The 20572-nt window shown below is 60.9% G+C and carries 17 protein-coding genes; 7 read left to right on the top strand and 10 right to left on the bottom strand.

The genetic code is table 11. The features are described from left to right. Positions 1–5: 5 nt before the first annotated feature. On the bottom strand, positions 6–827 hold the full coding sequence (panB, locus tag AC1RO0_RS03465; protein WP_498591550.1) for a 3-methyl-2-oxobutanoate hydroxymethyltransferase: 822 nt from the start codon (positions 825–827) through the stop codon (positions 6–8). Position 828: 1 nt separating this feature from the next. Further along, positions 829–1704: a pantoate--beta-alanine ligase gene (panC, locus tag AC1RO0_RS03460; RefSeq protein ID WP_498591549.1), complete on the bottom strand. Its 876-nt coding sequence runs from the start codon at positions 1702–1704 to the stop codon at positions 829–831. Between the two features lie 227 nt (positions 1705–1931). Between panC and AC1RO0_RS03455 the strand changes: the two genes are divergently transcribed. Together AC1RO0_RS03455 and AC1RO0_RS03450 are read left to right on the top strand one after the other, a co-directional pair. Beyond that, on the top strand, positions 1932–2195 hold the full coding sequence (locus tag AC1RO0_RS03455; protein ID WP_498591548.1) for a hypothetical protein: 264 nt from the start codon (positions 1932–1934) through the stop codon (positions 2193–2195). A gap of 198 nt (positions 2196–2393) precedes the next feature. Beyond that, entirely contained in the window at positions 2394–3779 is a 1386-nt protein-coding gene (locus AC1RO0_RS03450) for a hypothetical protein (RefSeq protein WP_498591547.1), read from the top strand. Between the two features lies 1 nt (position 3780). On the opposite strand, the gene AC1RO0_RS03445 is transcribed toward AC1RO0_RS03450, so the two are convergent. From AC1RO0_RS03445 to AC1RO0_RS03430, 4 genes are all read right to left on the bottom strand, one after another. Continuing rightward, entirely contained in the window at positions 3781–4866 is a 1086-nt protein-coding gene (locus AC1RO0_RS03445; protein WP_498591546.1) for a glycosyltransferase family 4 protein, read from the bottom strand. A 79-nt stretch (positions 4867–4945) separates the two neighbouring features. After that, entirely contained in the window at positions 4946–5569 is a 624-nt protein-coding gene (gene pncA, locus AC1RO0_RS03440) for a bifunctional nicotinamidase/pyrazinamidase (protein WP_498591545.1), read from the bottom strand. Between the two features lie 112 nt (positions 5570–5681). Further along, on the bottom strand, positions 5682–6965 hold the full coding sequence (gene fucP / locus AC1RO0_RS03435; protein ID WP_498591544.1) for an L-fucose:H+ symporter permease: 1284 nt from the start codon (positions 6963–6965) through the stop codon (positions 5682–5684). A gap of 495 nt (positions 6966–7460) precedes the next feature. Further along, positions 7461–9932 (bottom strand): ATP-dependent helicase, encoded by a 2472-nt coding sequence (locus tag AC1RO0_RS03430; RefSeq protein ID WP_498591543.1) that lies wholly within the window; start codon positions 9930–9932, stop codon positions 7461–7463. A gap of 361 nt (positions 9933–10293) precedes the next feature. Here AC1RO0_RS03430 and AC1RO0_RS03425 point away from each other — a divergent pair, with 361 nt between their 5' ends. The 4 genes from AC1RO0_RS03425 (at position 10294) to AC1RO0_RS03410 (ending at position 16746) form a co-directional block, all read left to right on the top strand. Then, a complete protein-coding gene (locus tag AC1RO0_RS03425; protein ID WP_498591542.1) occupies positions 10294–11451 on the top strand; it encodes an efflux RND transporter periplasmic adaptor subunit in 1158 nt (385 codons plus the stop codon). Next, a complete protein-coding gene (locus tag AC1RO0_RS03420; protein ID WP_498591541.1) occupies positions 11448–14612 on the top strand; it encodes an efflux RND transporter permease subunit in 3165 nt (1054 codons plus the stop codon). Before AC1RO0_RS03425 ends, AC1RO0_RS03420 begins: the two co-directional genes overlap by 4 nt. Before the next feature lie 248 nt (positions 14613–14860). Further along, positions 14861–15874, top strand: a complete 1014-nt coding sequence (locus tag AC1RO0_RS03415) for a flagellin N-terminal helical domain-containing protein (protein WP_498591540.1) — start codon at positions 14861–14863, stop codon at positions 15872–15874. 203 nt (positions 15875–16077) lie between these two features. Continuing rightward, complete coding sequence (locus tag AC1RO0_RS03410) at positions 16078–16746, top strand: YiaD family glycine zipper/OmpA-like lipoprotein (RefSeq protein ID WP_498591539.1); 669 nt, start codon at positions 16078–16080, stop codon at positions 16744–16746. A gap of 137 nt (positions 16747–16883) precedes the next feature. Here AC1RO0_RS03410 and AC1RO0_RS03405 read toward each other — a convergent pair whose 3' ends face one another. The 4 genes from AC1RO0_RS03405 to AC1RO0_RS03390 all read right to left on the bottom strand — a co-directional run bounded on the left by AC1RO0_RS03405 (position 16884) and on the right by AC1RO0_RS03390 (position 19644). After that, positions 16884–17585, bottom strand: coding sequence for a helix-turn-helix transcriptional regulator (locus tag AC1RO0_RS03405; protein ID WP_498591538.1), 702 nt, complete (start codon positions 17583–17585; stop codon positions 16884–16886). Positions 17586–17647: 62 nt separating this feature from the next. After that, positions 17648–18580 (bottom strand): NAD(P)-dependent alcohol dehydrogenase, encoded by a 933-nt coding sequence (locus AC1RO0_RS03400; protein ID WP_498591537.1) that lies wholly within the window; start codon positions 18578–18580, stop codon positions 17648–17650. Between the two features lie 79 nt (positions 18581–18659). Beyond that, positions 18660–19037, bottom strand: a complete 378-nt coding sequence (locus tag AC1RO0_RS03395; protein ID WP_498591536.1) for a nuclear transport factor 2 family protein — start codon at positions 19035–19037, stop codon at positions 18660–18662. A gap of 199 nt (positions 19038–19236) precedes the next feature. Further along, on the bottom strand, positions 19237–19644 hold the full coding sequence (locus tag AC1RO0_RS03390; protein WP_498591535.1) for a DUF2000 family protein: 408 nt from the start codon (positions 19642–19644) through the stop codon (positions 19237–19239). A gap of 14 nt (positions 19645–19658) precedes the next feature. Here AC1RO0_RS03390 and AC1RO0_RS03385 point away from each other — a divergent pair, with 14 nt between their 5' ends. Beyond that, the gene (locus tag AC1RO0_RS03385) at positions 19659–20564 is read left to right on the top strand and encodes an AraC family transcriptional regulator (RefSeq protein ID WP_498591534.1); all 906 of its coding nucleotides are present in this window, start codon (positions 19659–19661) and stop codon (positions 20562–20564) included. Positions 20565–20572 lie beyond the last annotated feature (8 nt).

The raw sequence follows: 20572 nt of genomic DNA, 5'->3' as shown, positions 1-20572 counted from the left end.
CGGCTCTATTTCTTCGGTTGGAACGTATGTTCCGGTCCCGGAAACGTCCGCGCCTTGACTTCCTCCGCATAGGCTTCCGCTGCCTTTGAAACCGTCGGCGCCAGTTCGGCAAAGTGCTTCACGAAGCGAGGTTTGAAATCGCTGAAGAGGCCGAGCATGTCGTCGGAGACGAGGATCTGGCCGTCGCAGGCGGGGGAGGCGCCGATGCCGATGGTGGGGATGCCGACCGAAGCGGTGATCTCGCGAGCAAGCGTTTCGACAGTGCCCTCGACGAGAAGCGCGAAGGCGCCGGCTTGCTCGATCGCTTTCGCATCCCGCCGGATTTTCTCGGCTTCTTCTTCCGAACGGCCGAGTGCGCGATAGCCGCCCGCCGTTTTCACCTGCTGCGGCATCAGCCCGACATGGCCGAAGACCGGAACGCCGCGAGCGGTCAGGAATGCGACGGTCTCGGCCATCTCCTCACCGCCCTCCAGCTTGACACCGTCGCAACCGGTTTCTTTCAGGATCCGCACGGCATTGCGGAAGGCTTGCTCTTTCGATTCCTGATAGGAGCCGAAGGGCATGTCGACGATGACGCAGGCCTTTTGGACGCCGCGCATGACGCCCTGGCCATGCGCAATCATCATCTCCAGCGTCACGCCGACCGTCGATTCCATCCCGTAAAGCACCATGCCGAGGGAATCGCCGACCAGAAGCAGGTCGCAATGCGGGTCGAGCAGCCGGGCAATCGGCGTCGTATAGGCCGTCAGACTGACGATCGGGCGTGTGCCCTTCATCGCCTCGATCTGGGAGGTGGTATTGCGTTTGGTCAGTCCTGTCGCGCTCATGTCAGGCCGCCTTTTCGCTGGCGGCCTGCTTGCGGCCGATGATGTGGTTGTCGAGCAGGCGGGTCGCGCCGATGCGCACGAAGAGGGCGACGAGGATGGGCTGACCCTGCAGGTTTGTCAGCGGCTCCAGCGTATCGGGATGGCGAACGGCGGCAACTTCGGCCGTTGCCAGCGGTTCGCTGGCGATGAACTCGCGCAGTGCCGCTTCGAAAGCGATGGGATCGTCGGCGCCCTCGCTATAGAGCCGTTCGGCTTCCGCGAGAGCTTTCGGCACGATGACGGCGGCGGCGCGCTGTTCCGCCGAGAGGTAGACGTTGCGCGAGGATAGCGCCAGGCCATCGGTATCGCGGACGGTCGGCACCGGCACGACACGGACCGACTGGGCGAGATCCTCCACCATACGGCGGATGATCGCCACCTGCTGATAGTCCTTCTCGCCGAAATAGGCGCTGTCGGGCTGGACGATGTTGAAAAGCTTGGTGACGACTGTGGCAACGCCGGCGAAATGACCCGGGCGAACCGCGCCTTCCAGCTCCATGCCGAGCTTCGGCACGTCGACGACCGTTTCCATCGGCCGGGGATACATGTCGGCGACACCGGGCGCGAAAATGAAATCGACCTTGCCATCGCGCAGCATGGCGCTGTCTCGATCGAGATCGCGCGGATATTTTGCCAGATCCTCATTGGCGCCGAATTGCAGAGGATTGACGAAGATCGAGACGACGACGATGTCGTTTTCCGCCCGGGCGCGGGAGACCAGCTCCATGTGACCGGCATGCAGATAGCCCATTGTCGGCACCAGGCCGATGCTTCTGCCGGCCCTGCGATGCGCGGCAAGGCGCTCGCGCAATGCGGCTATCGTGCTGATCGTTTCCATGCTGACACTCCTCCACGAACCGCGCCACCCAACGCCTGTCCGCCTCCCACCCTTCGATTTGGCGGGCTCTTCTAACGTGTGCAGTGCAAAAAGGCAATTCAAGGGGTTTGCGTTCCAGGCGGCAGTAACAAGAAGCTTTAACGTTTTACACCGATTTGTACCGATACGGTGTCCGATCATATGGCGTTGAACTGCCTGCAGTTTTTGCGGTTATTTAAGGAAGTTTCATGGACTTGAAGAGCCAAGGTTCGTTGTTGGTAATAGCAGCTTCGTTAGGCGTATTGCCACTCATCCTGCGTTCAGTTGGTGCAGGTCCGTCTCTATTTCTTGGGATCGTCGTACTCGTTCTGAACCTCCTCGTTTGCATGCTTGGTGCGAGAACAACATTTAGCCTGTTCTGGCTGATATATGCTGGCGTATGTGCCGTTGTTTTTGTTCTGTTTGGAACCTCCAGCCCGATTGCGCTCATTCTGGTTCTGTTTGCTCTCTGAGCGGCCCTCTGCAGGTCGGGAAATTGTATTGTGCTTCCTCATGATTGAGGCTCCAGCCGCTTTTTCAACGGTATCAACGCAAAGCAGTCACCCAACTGCCTTGCCACTGATCACGGCCGCCATACGCTTTAGAATTATCCCTCCAAGATTAGCGTTTTTCTCAATCTTTTACTGTTAGCTGCCGCTATGGCGAAGATCGTGGCATTGGCGGCATATTTTTATCAGGCAGCGACTGCCTTCGGGCTGCTGATCGCGGTGGCGCATCTGTTGGCGCCGGCGGATTATGCCGCCTATTCGCTGTTCATCTCCATCAGCCAGTTTGCGGCGATCTTCTGTTTCGAGTGGATCCGCTTTGCCTGCAGCCGCTTCTATCCCGGCCAGGCGCCCGGCAGCGAGGCGGCGGAGCGTACGGCGTTGAGCATCGAATTTGCCGCTTGCGCGGTGATCTGCATTCTTCTTGCCGGTGCGTCGATCTTTTTTTCGGTGTCGCCCGAGATCGCGGTACTTGGCAGCCTGGTGGTCATCCTTCAGGGGGGCAGCGACCTGCATCTGACCATGCTGCGCTTCCGCCAGGAGTTTCACGCTTTTTCACGCCTGCAGGGTTCGCGCGCCACCATTCTGGCTATTGGCACGCTGGCCGGTGCGGCGATTGCGCCGAATTTCACCTCAACGGTGGCCGGTTTGCTCGGCGGCTATGTCGCCTATAGCGTCCTGGCGATGTTTCTCACCCGCAACAGCCTGCGCGAGGCGGCGAGCTTCCAGCCGCGGCTGGTGCGAAAACATTTCGTTTACGGCAGTGTCGCGGCCGGTGCCTCGGTTATTGGGCTTCTGGCGCCGCTTGGGCTGAAATCGATCCTGACGGCGGTATTGGGGGCGGGCGGTGCCGCAGGCGCGCTGCTGGCGCTCGATCTGCTGCAGCGGCCCTTCGTGCTGATTGTCGCGGCTCTGCAGGCCATTCAATATCCCGATGTGGTCGCGACCTATGATCGCGAGGGCGCGACGCCGGCGTTCAGGCGACAACTTGGCGGCTATTATTCGTTGCTTTCGGGTTTCACGCTGATGACGGCGGCCGGGATTTTCGCGCTGCTGCAACCGGTCGGTCATTTCGTCATTGCATCCGGTCTGCGCGACGGTTTTCTCAGTGCCGCGCCATTCGTCACCGGCCTTGCTGTCTGCCGGGCTTTGACGCTGAATATGCTGCCGACGCCGGCGCATCTGCGCCATCGGTTGCCGGCAATCTTCCTGTTGGCGGTGGTGGATTGCGTGCTGCTCAATGCCGGGGCTTTGGCGGGCGGCTATCTTCATTCCTTCAGCGACGGCGCGCTGATGGCGGGCGGTATGGTCGGGGCGCTGATCGCGATGATGATCGGCGGGAAGGTGCTGATGGCATTGCCGTTTGATTTCGTCTGGCAGCCGGTCGTGCTTTCCGCCGTCGGGCTTGCCGTGCCGGTCCTTGCGACCGCTGGCTTCGACTATTCGCTGTGGATATCGGTCGGTGCAGGGATTATCGGTGGCGGTGTCTTCTGCCTGCTCGGCCTCTACAGCTACTTCGTGACGATGTTCCGTCCACGGATGGCGTCGTAGCTTAGAGCTCTTCGAGCATTTTAAGCACTTTGTCGGCGCTGTTGTCCCAGGAGAAGCGGGCGACATTCTCGTGCCCTTTTTGGCGAAGATCCGCGCGCAACGCCTCGTCGTCGACGATCCGGCGCATGGCTGCGACCAGCCCATCCTGTTTCGTCGGATTGAAATAGAGCGCTGCGGTACCTGAGGCTTCGCGCACGGCGGGGATATCGGCCGCAAGCACCGGGCAGCCCTGCGTCATGGCCTCCAGCGGCGGAATGCCGAAGCCCTCATAGAGGCTCGGGAAGACGAAGGCGGTGGCATGGCGTTCGAGTGCGGCGATCTCCGCATCGCTCAGCCGGCCGGGAAAGAGCATGCGCTCGTTGGATTGAGGGCCGTCCGATTTGAACACGGTCGGTGCGGTGCCTCCGACGACCACCAGCTTTTGATCGGGATCGCCAAGTGCTTCGAAGGCGCGGATGGCGAAATCGAGGTTCTTGTTCGGCTTCATCGTGCCGACCAGCAGGAAGAAGCCGTTCTTCGTGAGGCCCAGGCGCTGGATGATCGTTTCGTCCGGCTCGATGGCGGCGAAGTGATCGACGGCATTGTAGACGACATCGATGCCCTCGGCCGGAACGCGGAAGACGGAGGCCAGCTCTTGGCGGGAGAAGTCCGAGACGGTGCCGATCTTCGCGGTACGGGTCAGGACCGCGCCGAGCGCGCGGTGCAGAAGCCGGTAGCTGCGCTTGAAGGATTGCGGATGGCGGAAGATCGTCACGTCATGGATGATCACGACTTGCCGGCGATGCAGCAGCGGGCCGCTGCCGCCGAAGCCGATCAGCCGGCCGCCTCTCGAGCGGGCAAGCAGCGCCGTCTGCTCCCAGACATGGCCGGGACCGGAGCCGAAGGCATCGACCGATATGGCCGAGAATTCGATATCGACCGGCGTGTCGCGCGGCACAGCCAGCCGCCAGCTTACGCCCTTCAGTGCGGCGGGTACGGCACCGGCGGCGATCTTGCGGTCGAGCGCCAGCGTCAGCTCGCGCGCAAAGCGCTGCACGCCCGATAGAGGCTGGCCAAGAAAACGGCCGTTGATGGTGATCGACTGCACGCGAATATCCATATTCTCTAATATCGAGAATAGTTTGCGCTATTTTCTTTAGAGAAGCTTTAGCCTGGGATAAGAGATTTTAAGCAAGCGCATCTTTGCTGCTGATAATGGTGACGCCGCGCGTCCGCATCTCGTTGATAGCCGCTTGAACGCCGGCTGGATCGATGCCGCGGCTTGCATCCTCGATGAAGCGAACGGTAACGCCCGGCAGCATTTCGACGGCGTCGAGCGCCGAGAATTTCACACAATAGTCGGTCGCCAGCCCGCAGAGATCGAGTTCGGTCACGCCCTCGGCGCGCAGCTGCGCGGCAAGGCCGGTCAGCGCCGCCTGATCATTGTCGCGGAAGGCGGAATAGCTGTCGACATCCGGCTTCTGGCCCTTCTGCTGGATGAAATCGATGCCGTCGACATGGAGAGCGGGGTGAAGCCGGGCATCCTCGGTATTCTGGACGCAATGGTCCGGCCACATCATTTGCGGCTTGCCGGAGAGCATGCCCATTTCGAAGGGCTTCTTGCCGGGATGGGCGGAGGCGAAGCTGCCATGGCCGGCCGGGTGCCAGTCCTGCGAGGCAAGGACCATGTCGTATTTGCCGCTGTCGATGAGCTTGTTGGCAACAGGGACCACCTGATCGCCTTCTGGAACCGGGAGATGGCCGCCGGGGCAGAAACCGTTCTGGATGTCGATCAGCAGCAATGCTTTCATGAGGCCTGTCCTTCCGCTTCTGTTGCACTGCACGATGCCAAGCGTTGCGCTGCGGATCAAGCCTTTTGCGCCGCACCTGATGATCAGGCGCGGCGCAATGGTTTTCGAACAGTTACGAGGGCTTGTGGCCCTTGAGGCCGTAGAAGGCGATGTAGACGTAGCAGACGATCGGCATCAGGAAGGCGAGGTGGATGCCGATGGTGTCGGCAAGTCCGCCCTGGATCATCGGCAGAACAGCACCGCCGACGATGGCGAGGCAAAGGATGCCGGATCCCTGGCTCGTATATTTGCCGAGGCCATGCAGCGCCAAGCTGAAGATCGTCGGGAACATGATCGAGTTGAACAGGCCGATCGCCAGCACCGACCACATGGCGACATGGCCTGTTGTCAGCACGGTTACCAGAAGCAGGATGGCGACGATGATGGCATTGAAGGCCAGCGCCTTGCCGTCGTCGACATGGCGCATGACCAGCGAGCCGATGAACCGGCCGATCATGGCGCCACCCCAGAAATAGGAGACGTAATGTGCGGCTTCGGCTTCTGAGAAATGCGCGATGTCCGGCTGGCTGAGGAAGTTGACGAGGAAGCTGCCGATGCTGACTTCAGCGCCGACATAGAGGAAGATGCCGACAGCACCGAGGACAAGGTGGCGATACTGCCAGGCCGAACCGCCGCCGCGCATGGGCTCGATGGTTTCCTCATCCTCGACATCCGGCAGTTTGAGCGCCGCGAAGATTGCGGCGAGCAGCAGGAAGGCTGCGCCAAGCATCAGATAGGGGAGCTTCACCGCGCCGGCTTCAGCAAGCCTGATGGCATCGAGCTGTTCCGGCGTCGCGTTGGTGGCCGCGACCGTTGCGGCCGAGAGGATCAGCATGGCGCCGAAGATCGGGGCGATGGTGGTGCCGAGCGAATTGAAGGCCTGGGTCAGGTTCAGGCGGCTCGCGGCGGTATCCGGCGGGCCGAGCACGGTGACGTAAGGATTGGCCGCAACCTGCAGGATGGTGACGCCGGCGGCGAGCACGAAGAGGGCACCCAGGAAGAGGGCGTAGACGCGGTAGCTTGCGGCCGGGATGAACAGCGCGCAGCCGATGGCGGCGATGACGAGGCCGACGACGATGCCCCATTTATAGCTGATGCGCTTCACCAGTGCGCCGGCGGGCAGCGACACGATGAAATAGGCGCCGAAGAAGCAGAGCTGGATCAGCATCGACTGGGTGTAGTTGAGCTGAAAGACGCTTTTCAGGTGCGGCACCAGAATGTCGTTCAGGCAGGTGATGAAGCCCCACATGAAAAAGAGTGAGGTGAGTGCGATAAGCGCGAATTGATAATTACCCTGGCCCTGGTGCGCGGAAGCGCGACCGCCGGCGGACGCAGAGCTTGTTGCTATGCCAGCCATTTTTTTATCCTCGATTATTGTTTTTGCCAGCTTTCGATTGTCGATCGGGGGGAACCCGGAATGCGCCGAACGGCAGACTGACAACGGCTTGCCGAAGGGATCGCGGGAGGCACGATCATTCGAAGCCGTTAGATCGATATAATCGATTAGGCCCTGATTGGTAGCGTACTAGCGATGTGGATTTTGCAATGCAGCAATGTCGGAGGTGGGAGGCTGATAATGCTTTCACCACAACTCATAATATAAGTCGCGCCAATCCGGATTGGCGTTCTCGACCAGATGCCATGCTTCCAGCATCGCAACTAGCGTTCCCCACCTGCTGTCCAAAGCGAAGTCAGACGCCGTGTCGAAATGCTTGTGCCTGGATCCTCGGTTCAAGCCCGAGGATAACGGAGTGTGTGGGAGCTGCGGAGAGACACAGAGAGTGCAGCGCGCGTTCTCCGTTTTTGGTTGAGCCGTTCGACCCTCTGGTTCTAAACCAGAAGCGCAACTTCCTCACACCCTCTCCACAAACCCATCCAACACCCTTTTCTGCCCCGCCCGATCGAATTCGATCGTCAGCTTATTCCCCTCGACGCCGGAGACATTGCCGTTGCCGAACTTGATGTGGAATACGCGGTCGCCGACGAAGAATTTTGAGGGCTCAGTGGAGGTGGATTTGGCGATGAGTTCGCCGTCGATGGTGCGGGTCTTGGGGCCGCTTTCGCCGTAGCCGATGCGCTCTACCGCGTGACCGGAGCGGGAGCCCCAGTTGTCGCGGGTGGCGTCGGTCTTGTTGGCCTGGGCGCGTTTCCAGCCGGGGGTGGAATAGGAGTTGGCGAAGGGCTCGGCCTTGTCGAAGCGCGACTGGCCATAGCCGCCGCGGCCGTAACCGCCGTAGGATTGCTCGACTTCGGCGACTTCGACATGGGTGACCGGCAGTTCATCGAGGAATCGCGACGGGATGGTCGATTGCCATAACCCGTGGATGCGGCGGTTGGAGACGAACCAGATGTGGCAGCGGCGCTTGGCGCGGGTGAGGCCGACATAGGCGAGGCGGCGTTCTTCCTCCAGCCCGGCGCGGCCGCTCTCGTCGAGCGAGCGCTGGTGCGGGAACAGGCCTTCCTCCCAGCCGGGCAGGAAAACGGTTTCGAATTCCAGGCCCTTGGCGGAGTGCAGCGTCATGATCGACACGGCATCGAGGTTCTCGTTTTGCTCGACATCCATCACGAGCGAGACGTGCTCGAGGAAGCCGCGCATGGATTCGAAGCTGTCCATCGAGCGGATGAGTTCCTTCAGGTTTTCCAGCCGTCCGGGGGCCTCCGCTGATTTGTCGTTCTTCCACATGTCGGTATAGCCGGACTCTTCGAGGATCTGCTCGGCGAGTTCGGTGTGCGGGGTGTTTTCGAGCAGGCCCTGCCAGCGGCGGAAAGATTGCACGACGTCGAACAAAGCCTTGCGCGGCTTCGGTTTCATCTCGTCGGTCTCGATGATATCGGCCGATGCCGCCAACATCGGGATATCGCGGACGCGGGCATAGTCGTGCAGCGCGCGCACCGTGGTATCGCCAAGGCCGCGCTTCGGCGTGTTGACGATGCGCTCGAAGGCGAGATCGTCGGCCGGTTGGCAGACGAGGCGGAAATAGGCCATGGCGTCGCGGATTTCGAGGCGCTCGTAGAAGCGCGGGCCGCCCACGACACGGTAATTGAGGCCGAGCGTGACGAAACGGTCTTCGAATTCGCGCATCTGGAAGGAGGCGCGCACCAGGATCGCCATATTGTTCAGCTTGTGCTGATTGCGTTGAAGCTGCTCGATCTCCTCGCCGATGGCGCGGGCTTCCTCCTCGGAATCCCAGGAGGCGTGCACCTGCACCTTGATGTCGTCGGGATCGGAGCGATCGGTGAACAGCGTCTTGCCGAGGCGGCCCTCATTATGGGTGATGAGGTGGGCGGCGGCGCCGAGAATATGTTCGGTGGAGCGGTAGTTGCGCTCCAGCTTGATCACCTTGGCGCCGGGAAAATCCTTTTCGAAGCGCAGGATATTGTCCACTTCCGCGCCGCGCCAGCCGTAGATCGACTGGTCGTCGTCGCCGACGCAGCAGACATTCTGCAACTCGCCCTTCGGCCGCTGCGCCAAGAGGCGCAGCCACATATATTGTGCCGTGTTGGTGTCCTGATACTCGTCGACAAGGATGTAGCGGAAGCGCTGATGATAGTCCTTCAGCACATCCGGATTCTGCCGGAACATGTTGATCGGATGCAGCAAAAGGTCGCCGAAGTCGCAGGCGTTCAGCGTCTTCAGGCGGTTCTGGTAGGCAGCATAGAGTTCGCGGCCCTTGCCGTTGGCAAAGGCGCGGGCGTCGCCCTCGGGAATATCGGCGGGGCTGAGGCCCTTGTTCTTCCAGGTGTCGATCATCCCGGCGAATTGTTTGGCCGGCCAGCGCTTGTCGTCGAGGCCTTCAGCCTGGATCAGCTGCTTGATCAGCCGGATGACGTCGTCGGTGTCGAGAATGGTGAAGCTGGAGGAGAGACCGACCAGCTCGGAATGACGGCGCAGCAGCTTGACGCCGATCGAGTGGAACGTGCCGAGCCAGGGCATGCCTTCGACCGCACCGCCGACGAGCAGGGCGACACGCTCCTTCATCTCGCGGGCGGCCTTGTTGGTGAAGGTGACGGCGAGGATCTGGCTGGGGAAGGCACGGTTGGTGGAGAGGATATGGGCGATGCGGGTCGTCAGCACGCGCGTCTTGCCGGTGCCGGCGCCGGCGAGCACGAGAACCGGCCCGTCCAGCGTCTCGACCGCTTCCGTCTGTTCCGGGTTGAGGCCGGTGAGATAGTCGGGTCGCCGGCCGCCGTCGCGCGCCGCCATGGCGCGGGCCGCAATGCCACCGCCTACGCTGGCAGGGCTCGGCGCTGGCGCGGGCCGGCGTGGAACCAGGTGTTCCGGCTCCTCGTCGAAGAAAGGAATGTCGTCATGTCCGATGGTCATGCGGCTCAATGTAATGATTCTGCCCTGAAAGGCAAAAGAAACGGCCCGAAAATAGAACAAAAAGTGCACATTCACAGGTGTATGAGAGTTACTAAGAGGCTATTCCCGCGTCTGAACGAGGATGTGGAGATGTGAATGAAATGCCTCGTTGTCTCCGCCAAAATTACAACTTTGTCATAATGCGCGGCAAAGCTTGCCGCATATGTTCAAAAAAACGATAGTGCAACAAATCGGGCACAATCCTGCGTTATATCGCCGCTTGCCCGATACTTGGTCTCAGTCAGTGCGCTTGACGTGACGAGGCTATATTAAACTGACGACGCGATTTCATCGCCTCTGACACAATGAGCCGGAGACGTACATGACCGCCTGGAAGCAGCTTTCCTTGTCTTTTCTCTTGCTAGCGGCAGGCATTGCCGCTGTCGTGGTTTTTGTGCCCGGCACGGCGGGATTATTGCGGGCAGTTGGCGTCCCTGAAACCGTCGTGGCGACGGTTGCGCCTGGCGAAAGCACCAAGGGTGAGAAGGCAGCGAATGGCGGCGCGCGGCGTGGCGCCGATACGCCCTTGGTGGTGACCGAGGCTGTGGTCAGCGGCGTGGTCAATGATCGCCTGAGCGCCATCGGCACCGGCGATGCCATCCGTTCCGTCGTCGTCATGCCGCAGGCAACGGGCACGATCCGCGAGATCCTCATCAAGTCCGGCGATCATGTAAAGCAGGGGCAGGTGCTGGCCCGCCTCGACGATGACGAGCAGATCATCGCTCGTGGTCAGGCGGAGGTGGCTTTGAAGAGCGCCGTCGAGAAGTCGCAGCTCTATCACACCATCAAATCCAGCGTGTCGCGCATGGATGTTTTCGACTCGGAGATCGCCGAGCAGGGCGCAAGACTGGCGCTGCAATCGGCCGAGCTGGCGCTGAAGCGTCGCGATATCGTCGCGCCGATCGATGGCATCGTGGGTATCGTTCCGGTCGTTATCGGCGACAACGTCACGACGACGACCAGCATCGTCACGCTCGACGATCGCTCGGAAGTCCTGGTCGATTACTGGGTGCCGGAGCGGTTCGCCAATACGGTCAAGGTCGATCAGCCGGTCGAGGCGACGTCGGTGGCGCGGCCGGGACGGTTGTTCTCCGGCGTGGTCGAGGCGGTCGACAACCGCGTCGATGGCGCCAGCCGTACCTTGCGGATCCGCGCCCGTATCGACAATACCACGGACGAGCTGCGCGCCGGCATGTCCTTCAATGTCGGCATGCGCTTTGCGGGTGAAACCTATCCCTCCGTTGATCCATTGTCGGTGCAGTGGGACGGCGAAGGCTCCTATGTTTGGCGCGTGGTCGAGGCCAAGTCGTCCAAGGTGCGTGTCAATGTCGTGCAGCGTAATCCGGATGCGGTGCTGGTCCAGGCCGATCTCAAGGACGGCGACCGGATTGTCACCGAGGGATTGCAGCGCGTGACCGAGGGCGGCGGCGTGCGCTTTGCCCGCGAAGTCGCCGAGGCCACGGAGGCCGTCACGCAATGATGGGGCATGGCAACGATACCGGCGATGGGGCCGGAACTGGCGCTGGCTCCGGCAAGCAGGCTTTTACCGCGCTATTCGTGCGTCGGCCGATCCTGGCGCTGGTCTTCAATACGCTGATGGTCGTTGCCGGCCTTGCCGCCTATTTCGGTGTCGAGGTGCGTGAATTGCCCGATGTCGACCGTCCGGTGGTCACGGTGCGAACCATGTTCGACGGCGCTGCGCCGCAGACGGTGGATCAGGAGCTGACCAAGGTTATCGAGGGTGCGGTCGCCCGCGTCAGCGGCCTGAAATCGGTCTCATCGAGCTCATCCTTCGGTCAGAGCCGGGTGACGCTTGAATTTTCCGACGCCATAGATCTCTCGGTTGCCGCCAATGACGTTCGCGATGCGATCGGCCGCATTACCGAGCAGCTGCCCGACGAGGCGGATGCGCCGCAGATCGTCAAGGCGGATTCGGATTCGCAGCCGATCATGCGTCTGGCCGTCACCTCGAATACGCTGACTATGGACGACCTGACGCAGCTTGTCGACAACGAGATCACCGACCGGCTGGCGTCCGTCGACGGCGTTGCCGACGTGGAGCTTTATGGCGACCAGGAGAAAGTCTTCCGCATCGATGTCGATCAGGGAGCGCTTGCCGGGCGAGGGCTGACGATCGGCGACCTGACGACGGCGCTGGCAACGGCCGCGCTCGATGTGCCTGCGGGATCGCTGAAAAGCAACCGGCAGGATATCGTCGTGCGCGCCACGGCCGCGCTGCAGACGCCCGAGGATTTCTCGCGGCTGATCGTCAAGGACCGCGTCCGGCTCTCCGATGTCGCGACCGTGACACTCGGCCCCCGCGACGGAACCACTGCGTTGCGTTCTAACGGCGTGCAGGGCATCGGCCTTGGCATCATCCGGCAGGCACAATCGAACACGCTGAATATCTCCAACGGCGTGAAAGCCGTGGTGGCGCAACTGTCGAAATCTCTGCCGGAGGGAACGCGTATTGCCATCACCAGCGATGACGCTGTGTTCATTCAAGGGGCGATCCATGAGGTGGTGCTGGCGCTGATGCTCTCGGGGCTGATCGTCACCATCGTCATCTACCTCTTCCTGCGCGATTGGCGCGCGACGCTGATCCCGGCGGTCACTATGCCCGTGGCGCTGACGGGCACGCTGGCGGCGCTCTACATGGTCGGCTTTTCGATCAACATCCTGACGCTGCTGGCAATTGTGCTTGCGACCGGCCTCGTGGTGGATGACGCCATCGTCGTGCTCGAAAATATCGTTCGGCGTCGATCGGAGAAGATGGGTCCGCGCGCGGCGGCGGTGCTCGGCACGCGCGAGGTCTTCTTCGCGGTCATCGCGACGACCGCAACGCTTGCCGCCGTCTTCATTCCGCTATCCTTTCTGCCGGGGCAGGTGGGCGGCCTGTTCCGGGAATTCGGCTTCGTGCTCGCCTTCTCCGTCGGCCTGTCGTCGATCGTGGCGTTGACGCTTTGTCCGATGTTGGCCTCGCGCATGCTGACCAGGGAGATGCGCGAGGATCACGGCATGCTCGGCCGTTTCGGCGCGCTGTTTTCCGGGGGCTATCGCCGTACGCTCGGGGCTTGCCTGAATGCCCCGCTGGTGGTCATTGCCTTTTGCGCGATCTTTTCAGCCGCGGCGATCTTTGCCTTCCTGGGCGTCAAGAGCGAGCTGACGCCGAATGAGGACCGTGCACTGGTGATGCTCCGGCTGACGACGCCGCAGGGCGCCAGCCTCGATTACACCAAGGATCAGTTGCAGCGCGTGGAAGAAAACCTGCAGCCGTTGGTGGAGAGCGGCGATATCCGCAACGTGTATGCGATCTCGGGCCAGAACGGGCAGGTGAATACCGGCTTCATGGTGTTGACGCTGGCGCCCTGGAGCGAACGTCATCGCACGCAGAGCGAGATCGTTGCCGATATCAACCGAGCCATGGCCCGCGTCCCGGCCGTACGCGGCAATGTCTTCCAGTCGAACAGCCTGCGCATTCGCGGTGCGGGCAGCGGCGTGCAGATGGCGCTGACGGGCAATGATCACGAGGCGCTGACGCAGGCGGCGCTGAAGCTGGTGCAGGCGCTGGATGCCACCGGACAATTCGACACGCCGCGTCTTAACAATGAGCCGACCCAGGCGCAGGTCTCTGTTGCAATCGACCGCGAGCGCGCCTCCGACCTCGGCGTCGACATCACCGGCCTGTCGACAGCGCTGCAATCTCTGCTCGAGGGCCGCTCGGTCGTCGATGTCTTCGTCAAGGGCGAAGCCTATCCGGTGCTTCTGACGTCTACCATGCGGCCGATCGACGATCCGACCGATCTCGAAAACGTCTTCCTGAAGACCGGCGACGGCAAGATCGTGCCGATGTCGGTCATCGCCAGCCTGAAGGAGGGGGCGGTTGCGCCGCAGCTCACCCGCGAGCAGCAACTGGCGTCGGTGGCAATCACCGCCGGCCTCAAGAATAACATGTCGCTCGGCCAGGCCGTCGAAGAGGTGAAGCGGATCGCCGCGCCGCTTCTGCCGCCTGGCGCGCGGCTGATCCCGCTTGCGGAGGCGGCGACACTGCAGGAGAATTCCAGCGGCATGGCGCTCACCTTCGGCTTTGCCATCATCATCATCTTTCTGGTGCTGGCGGCGCAGTTCGAGAGCGTGCTGTCGTCGCTGATCATCATGTCGACCGTGCCGCTCGGCCTTGCCTGCGCCGTCTTCGCGCTCGTCATTACCGGCTCCAGTCTCAATATCTACAGCCAGATCGGTCTGGTGCTGCTGGTCGGCGTCATGGCGAAAAACGGCATCCTGATCGTGGAATTCGCCAATCAGCTGCGGGATGCGGGCGAGGGCGTGCGCGAGGCGATCGAGAGAGCCTGTGCGCTGCGTCTGCGCCCGGTGATGATGACCATGATCGCCACCATTCTCGGCGGCGTACCCTTGGTGTTCGCACATGGGGCGGGGGCGGAAGCACGCATTGCGCTCGGCTGGGTGATTGTCGGCGGCCTTGGTTTCGCGACCCTGGTGACGCTTTATGTCACACCAGTCGCCTATCTCCTGATCGCCCGCTTCGCCAAACCACAGGCCCATGAGGAGCAGCGGCTGCACGAGGAAATGTCGGATGCCGCGTTGCGGGTGAAGCTAACGAAACTCAGGGCGGCGGAGTAACCGCATGTTTCGGCGTAATAGATAAATCGACTTCAACCAAAGATTTATAGTAACTCGACCGTTTCGATTAGCTGTTTATTAAACATGATTGTTAATCATAGGTGCCTGTAACCACCCGAGTTCAGGCGCTGTTTTTTGCCGGACTCACGTTCGCCGACATGGTCGGCCCGCGTGCATGAGCGCTCGCGGCATGGTTCGAATGTCTCCTTGTGCCTGCTGTGTATCGTTGCGTCCGGAGTTCGTGTGTCGTGAGTATTTTTTCGACCTTCATCAGGGTTAGTCCCTCCGTCAATACCGCCCTTGAAGTCCTCAGAAACACCCAGGCAGATTTGAATGTCGCGCAGCGCCAGATGTCGTCCGGCCTGCGTGTGCAGACCGCCAAGGACGATGCCACTTATTGGCGGATCTCGACTTTGACGCGGACCGATATCGGCGCGGTGTCGGCGGTGCAGGATGCGCTCGGACTTGCCTCCGCCACGGTAAGCACCGCCTCCACGGGCGTCACCAGCGCCATCGACATCGTTACCCAGATCCGCTCGAAACTGGTGAGCGCCTATGAGGATAGCGTCGACAAGACCAAACTCAATGACGAGATCATCCAGCTCAAGGATCAGCTTCGCAGCGTCGGTCAATCCGCGAGCTTCAACGGCGTCAACTGGATCGTGCTTCAGGATGGCGAAGATCCTACCGAACCGCATCGGATCCCTGGCTCGATCATTCGTAACACCGATGGCAGCATTTCAATCGGGATGTTGAACTACGAGGGTGTCACCTCGACCAATGGCGCCATCGTATCGACGGATGCGCGATATCTCCTCGATGACCAGTCCAGCGGTGCTGGCGGCTATGGCGTGCTGACCTCCACCGCCTTTGCGACGGAGGCCGGTGCGGCCCAGAATTATGTACTGGTCAGCAGCAAATATGGTGACACCAGCGGACAAGTGGAAATCTCGCTCGACGCGAATACGACCAATGGCGCTTTGACGGACATGGTCAATACCGTCACCGCCATGCTGCACCAGCTCAACACCATAGGCTCGGCCTTCGGCTCACTGGAAACACGCGTCAACCTGCAGAGCGAATTCGCCAGCAGCCTCAGTGATTCGCTCACCAGCGGCGTCGGCAAGCTTGTCGATGCGGACATGGAGCAGCAGTCGAGCAAGCTATTGGCGTTGCAGACCCAACAGCAATTGGGCTTGCAATCCTTGTCGATCGCCAATGCGAGTTATAATACGCTGACCCAGCTTTTCCAGAATTTCTGAGCGCAGGGGCCTGTGTTTCAAGGGGAATAGGGCGAGTAATCTTGAGATCACGGCGCGCCCTCCCGTGGGGTCTACGTCGGGGAAATGTACGGTTGGGCGATGACGGGGCAGATCGATCGCGGCAACGTGAAGATTCCGCTTCATCATATTGCCGCAATGCTCCATATCTGCTTCGGACCATCGAACCGGAGAGCGACGATTCCATGATCAAAAAAATTGCCATTCTTGCCGTCTCGGCGGCCTTTCTTAATGCATGCACGACGACCGACCCCTATACGGGCGAGCAGAAAGTCTCCAACACGGCGGGGGGCGCTGCGCTCGGTGCCGGCGTCGGTGCGGTTGCCGGTCTTCTCATCGGTCATTCGCCGGCTTCGCGCCGCAACGCCGCGCTGATCGGTGCCGGTGTCGGGGCGCTCGCAGGGGCCGGTATCGGCAACTACATGGACCAGCAGGAATCCGAACTGCGTGCGCAGTTGCAGGGCACTGGCGTTTCCGTCACCCGCGTCGGCGACCGCATCATCCTGAACATGCCGTCGGCCATCACCTTCGATATCGACCGGGACGAGATCAAGCCGGAATTCTTCGCAACGCTGAACTCGGTCGCGATCGTGTTGCGCAAGTTCAACCGCACGCTGATCGACGTCAACGGCCATACGGATTCGACCGGCAGCCTGCAGCATAACCAGGATCTGTCCGAACGCCGCGCCGGCTCGGTTGCTTCCTATCTCGGCAGCCAGGGCATCGACCAGCGCCGCGTCTCCGCCGTCGGCTTCGGCCCGACGCAGCCGGTTGCCAGCAACGCCAACGAATCCGGCCGCGCCCAGAACCGCCGCGTCGAAATCCAGATCGCGCCGATCACGCAGAACGGCTGATCTGGCATCAGTATTTGAAACGAAGACGGCCGGGTTTTGCGACCCGGCCGTTGGCTTATGTGGAATGCCTTTCGTTGCATCGTCTGGCTTGCCGCGAGCTTGCTGAAGCAACCTCGTCGTGATCTGCGGGGAAATGATCAAGGCGTTGCGTTTTGCTGCTCGACTTCGGCTACCTGCAGCCGCCACTGCCGAACTAATTCGCGCCGCTGGCCCGGATAGCGATCCGCCAGGAGTTCGGTTCGCTGGATCCTATCGGCCCGGAACATCCGAAAATCCTGTCGAAGTTCACACCAGCCGGCAATGATTCGTCTGGAATCGAAGAATGCGACCGCAATCGGCCAGATGACTCGCTCGCTATCCGCGTCTTTCGAGTCCCTGTAGACGATACGAAGCTTCATCTGCTGCTGCATCGCCTGGCGCAGAAGCTTGAGGTCGATCGCCGGCGTTGGCAGCATGGTGCGGCCGACATGGAAGTCATTGTCGATCAATTTGCGCCTAAGTTCCGAAGGAAGGACCGCGTCGATCTTGGATAGGGCGTTGTGGGCCGCCGATGCCAGGCCCTCATCCGTTTGCCGGCTAATCCATTGCACGCCGAGCGCAATCGCCTTGATCTCCTCTTCCGAGAACATCAGTGGTGGCAACATGAAGCCCGGTTTCAGGACATAGCCGAAACCGGACTCCCCTTCGATCTCCGCCCCCATCGACTGCAGAAGCGCAATGTCCCTGTAGATTGTTCGCAAGGATACGCCGGTCTCCTGGGCGAGATAATTACCGGAAACCGCCTGACGATGGCGGCGCAATATCTGGAGAACGTCGAACAATCTCTGGCTTTGGGACATGCCATATCCTAGCACAACTTATGCTCAAATCCGCTCCGAAGCGGACTTGAGCAGGGTCCTGATCAGTCCATGCGAACCAGTGCCTTTCCGTTGATTTTCTGACCGCTTTCGAGGGCCGTCAACATGCGGATCGCGTCCCTTAGCGGCACGATCTCGGCAATTGCAAGCCTGAGCTTCCCTTCGGCGGCGGCGCGAGCAAGTCCGTCCAGGATATCGGCTCTTGCCGCGCAGATGATAGGCTTGAGTTTCCTGTCGAAGATCGCGCGGATGAACTTGCCGGGCGTCGGATCGATATCGAGAAAAACGCCACCCTTGCGCAGAAGGCCAAGCCCGACGGCCGTGCTCAGGGTACCAGCCGTATCGTAGACGACATCGAAGCGTTCGCGGAGCCTCGAAAGATCGGTTGTCCGGTAGTCGAACGCCGGCTGGACGCCAAGCTCGTGGGCGCGGGACATCGAGGCCGAGCCGCAGCTTCCCGAGACGCTTGCGCCGAGCATTCGGGCAAGCCGAACTGTTGCCTCACCGACGGCGCCGGTGCAGCCGTTGACGAATACACGCCCGCCAGACGTCAGCTTTGCCTTGTCGACGAGGCCGTTCCAGGCCGTGACGCCTGGTGTTCCCAGGCTGGCCGCGTCCTCGAAAGAAACCGAATCTGGTTTTCTGGCAAGGAAGATTTCAGGGGCGATTACGGCTTCGCCGAGTGCGCCGCCATCCTTGATCTGCGCGAGGCCGAACACGGCGTCGCCGGCCTTGAATCGGCTCACGTCGGGACCGACTGATGTCACGATGCCGGAGAAATCAATGCCCATGGCGCGGGGAAACTTCTTCCCCGTCACCATCTTGAGATAACCGCTGCGCACCTTCCAGTCGATCGGATTGATGGCGGCGAATTTGACCTTGGCCGCAACTTCGCCTTTTCCGGGTGCGCGAAGTTCGAAGTCTTCGAGCTTCATCAACTCCGGTCCGCCATACTGATGATATTGAACCCGCTTCATCGCCGTGCCCCTATGACACGGCGACCGCAAAGATTCGTCGTTTCGATGATGATCATCTGGATATCCTTCCGCGATGACTTCAGTGGGGCTTGACTGTCGCCATGTAGGCGGCAAATGGCGTTGCGTCGTAGATCACCTCGGTGGAGGCGATCTTGCCATTTCTGACCTTGAGAAGTTCGACGGTGACTGCGTGCGGGACGGGGTGGGTTTCGACGTCGTAGACGACGACGGCCTGTTCATCGTCACCGTAGACGGCAAGAATGCTTATCGTCTTGATCATCCGGGCGAAACCGTCGTGGAAACCACGGAATGCTTGCGTGCCCGTAAGCTTGCCGATCGGCGAGGTGCAGACGACATCTTCTGACGAGATCGCCATGATGGTGTCGACGTCCTTGTTGGCGATCGCGTCCACGTAGGCACGGGCAATCTTGGCGGCATTTCCAGTCTGTTCAGCCATGGTCATATCCTTTCATGGGTGATTGTTTGGCTGAACCCATTTAGCGCAGCGTAGTGACATAGAATGTCAGCATGCTACGTTTGAAGATTGTGTGTTTTAATATGCGCACCTAAAAGGTGTGTCTTTCGAATGAATTTGAAAGCGCGGCGGCGCTACTTGCTCCATTCCATAGCGAATTGAGTAATAGGGACGGCTGCTGTTACGCGTGCATCGTCGCGCCCTTGGTGATCTTGTCGACGATCTTCTTGTCGGCGCGTAGCGCAATGCCGACGACCCTGGCGTCTTCGGGGGCAAACTCAGAAAAGACAGCGCGGTTGGCGGCGTCATGGCCGGTTGCGAACATTTCCTCGATGAAGATTGAGGAGGTGACGCCGCGTTCCAGCGAGCGGCGATGGATGGTGGCGATCGTTTCTTTATCGGCGGATAGCACGATCATTGGTTGGATCGACAGGGCATTGTAACGGTTGCCTGCGCGATCGCTGTAGGGCTCGCCGATAATGTCCGGAAACTGCCCCGCAATTCCGGTCGACAGGAAGGCGGTTACGTTCAGTTTTTGCCAGGATTGAAGATTGTTTCGCAGAACGATCGCGATTTTGGTATCAAACATCGGTAGCCACTTTCATGCTGTCTGGGAATGAGCCATTGCACGAAGAGATAGCCGGTCGGGCCTTTGAGGGTCTTGAACGTTTGTGCGTGGGGCCGGACGCGAACCGCATTGTCTCGGCGCCCGCCTATCCCGGCATCGAGCGCATTCATGCGCAGTTCCACGGCGACGCCTTCGATCTGCATCGGCACGACACCTATGCCCTTGGCGTCACCATTCGCGGCGTGCAGACGTTCCGCTATCGCGGGGAGCGCCGCTATAGCCTGCCGGGCCGGGTGATCATCCTGCATCCGGACGAGGTGCATGACGGTGGTGCCGCGACCGATGACGGGCTGATCTACCGCATGCTCTATCTCGAGCCCTCGATGCTGATGCAATGTCTGGAAGCGGCGCGCATCGGCTTGCCTTTCGTCGATGAGCCGGTGATCGAGGACGAGCGTCTTGCCGGTTTGCTGCTCGGAGCACTCGGTGAACTCGACCGCGAACTGGACGAGCTTTTTGTCGATGATTTCATCTCGCGGATGGCGACGGGGCTCGCCTCGCATGCGCGCTTGCCGCAGAAGCCCCTGGGACTTATCGCCTGGGGCCAGGTCAAAACGGCGCGGGATTATCTGGAGGCGCATGCCATGCGCGGCGTTCGCTCGGAGGAGCTGGAGCGCGTCACCGGCCTTGACCGTTTTGCGCTGTCACGCCATTTCCGCGCAGCCTTTGCCACCAGCCCGCATCGCTTCCTGCTGATGCGGCGGCTGCAGCGGGCCAAGGCGATGATCGGCGATGGCGAGCCGATTGCCGAAGTGGCGGCCGCCACGGGCTTTGCCGATCAAAGCCATCTGACGCGTCATTTCAAGAAGGCGTTCGGCATGGCGCCGGGCGCATGGGGCGGGATGGTCGGCGCCGCGCGGCTATCGGCGCGGCACCCATAATCAGCCTT

The sequence above is a fragment of the Rhizobium sp. GW821-FHT14E12 genome, assembly GCF_058803745.1.
This window is presented reverse-complemented; position numbering and strand designations above follow the sequence as displayed.

Coding starts and splice junctions, on each gene's coding strand:
- panB (WP_498591550.1), bottom strand. CDS start 827: ATGAGCGCGACAGGACTGACCAAACGCAATACCACCTCCCAGATCGAG.
- panC (WP_498591549.1), bottom strand. CDS start 1,704: ATGGAAACGATCAGCACGATAGCCGCATTGCGCGAGCGCCTTGCCGCG.
- AC1RO0_RS03455 (WP_498591548.1), top strand. CDS start 1,932: ATGGACTTGAAGAGCCAAGGTTCGTTGTTGGTAATAGCAGCTTCGTTA.
- pncA (WP_498591545.1), bottom strand. CDS start 5,569: ATGAAAGCATTGCTGCTGATCGACATCCAGAACGGTTTCTGCCCCGGC.
- fucP (WP_498591544.1), bottom strand. CDS start 6,965: ATGGCTGGCATAGCAACAAGCTCTGCGTCCGCCGGCGGTCGCGCTTCC.
- AC1RO0_RS03430 (WP_498591543.1), bottom strand. CDS start 9,932: ATGACCATCGGACATGACGACATTCCTTTCTTCGACGAGGAGCCGGAA.
- AC1RO0_RS03425 (WP_498591542.1), top strand. CDS start 10,294: ATGACCGCCTGGAAGCAGCTTTCCTTGTCTTTTCTCTTGCTAGCGGCA.
- AC1RO0_RS03420 (WP_498591541.1), top strand. CDS start 11,448: ATGATGGGGCATGGCAACGATACCGGCGATGGGGCCGGAACTGGCGCT.
- AC1RO0_RS03410 (WP_498591539.1), top strand. CDS start 16,078: ATGATCAAAAAAATTGCCATTCTTGCCGTCTCGGCGGCCTTTCTTAAT.
- AC1RO0_RS03405 (WP_498591538.1), bottom strand. CDS start 17,585: ATGTCCCAAAGCCAGAGATTGTTCGACGTTCTCCAGATATTGCGCCGC.
- AC1RO0_RS03400 (WP_498591537.1), bottom strand. CDS start 18,580: ATGAAGCGGGTTCAATATCATCAGTATGGCGGACCGGAGTTGATGAAG.
- AC1RO0_RS03395 (WP_498591536.1), bottom strand. CDS start 19,037: ATGGCTGAACAGACTGGAAATGCCGCCAAGATTGCCCGTGCCTACGTG.
- AC1RO0_RS03390 (WP_498591535.1), bottom strand. CDS start 19,644: ATGTTTGATACCAAAATCGCGATCGTTCTGCGAAACAATCTTCAATCC.
- AC1RO0_RS03385 (WP_498591534.1), top strand. CDS start 19,659: ATGCTGTCTGGGAATGAGCCATTGCACGAAGAGATAGCCGGTCGGGCC.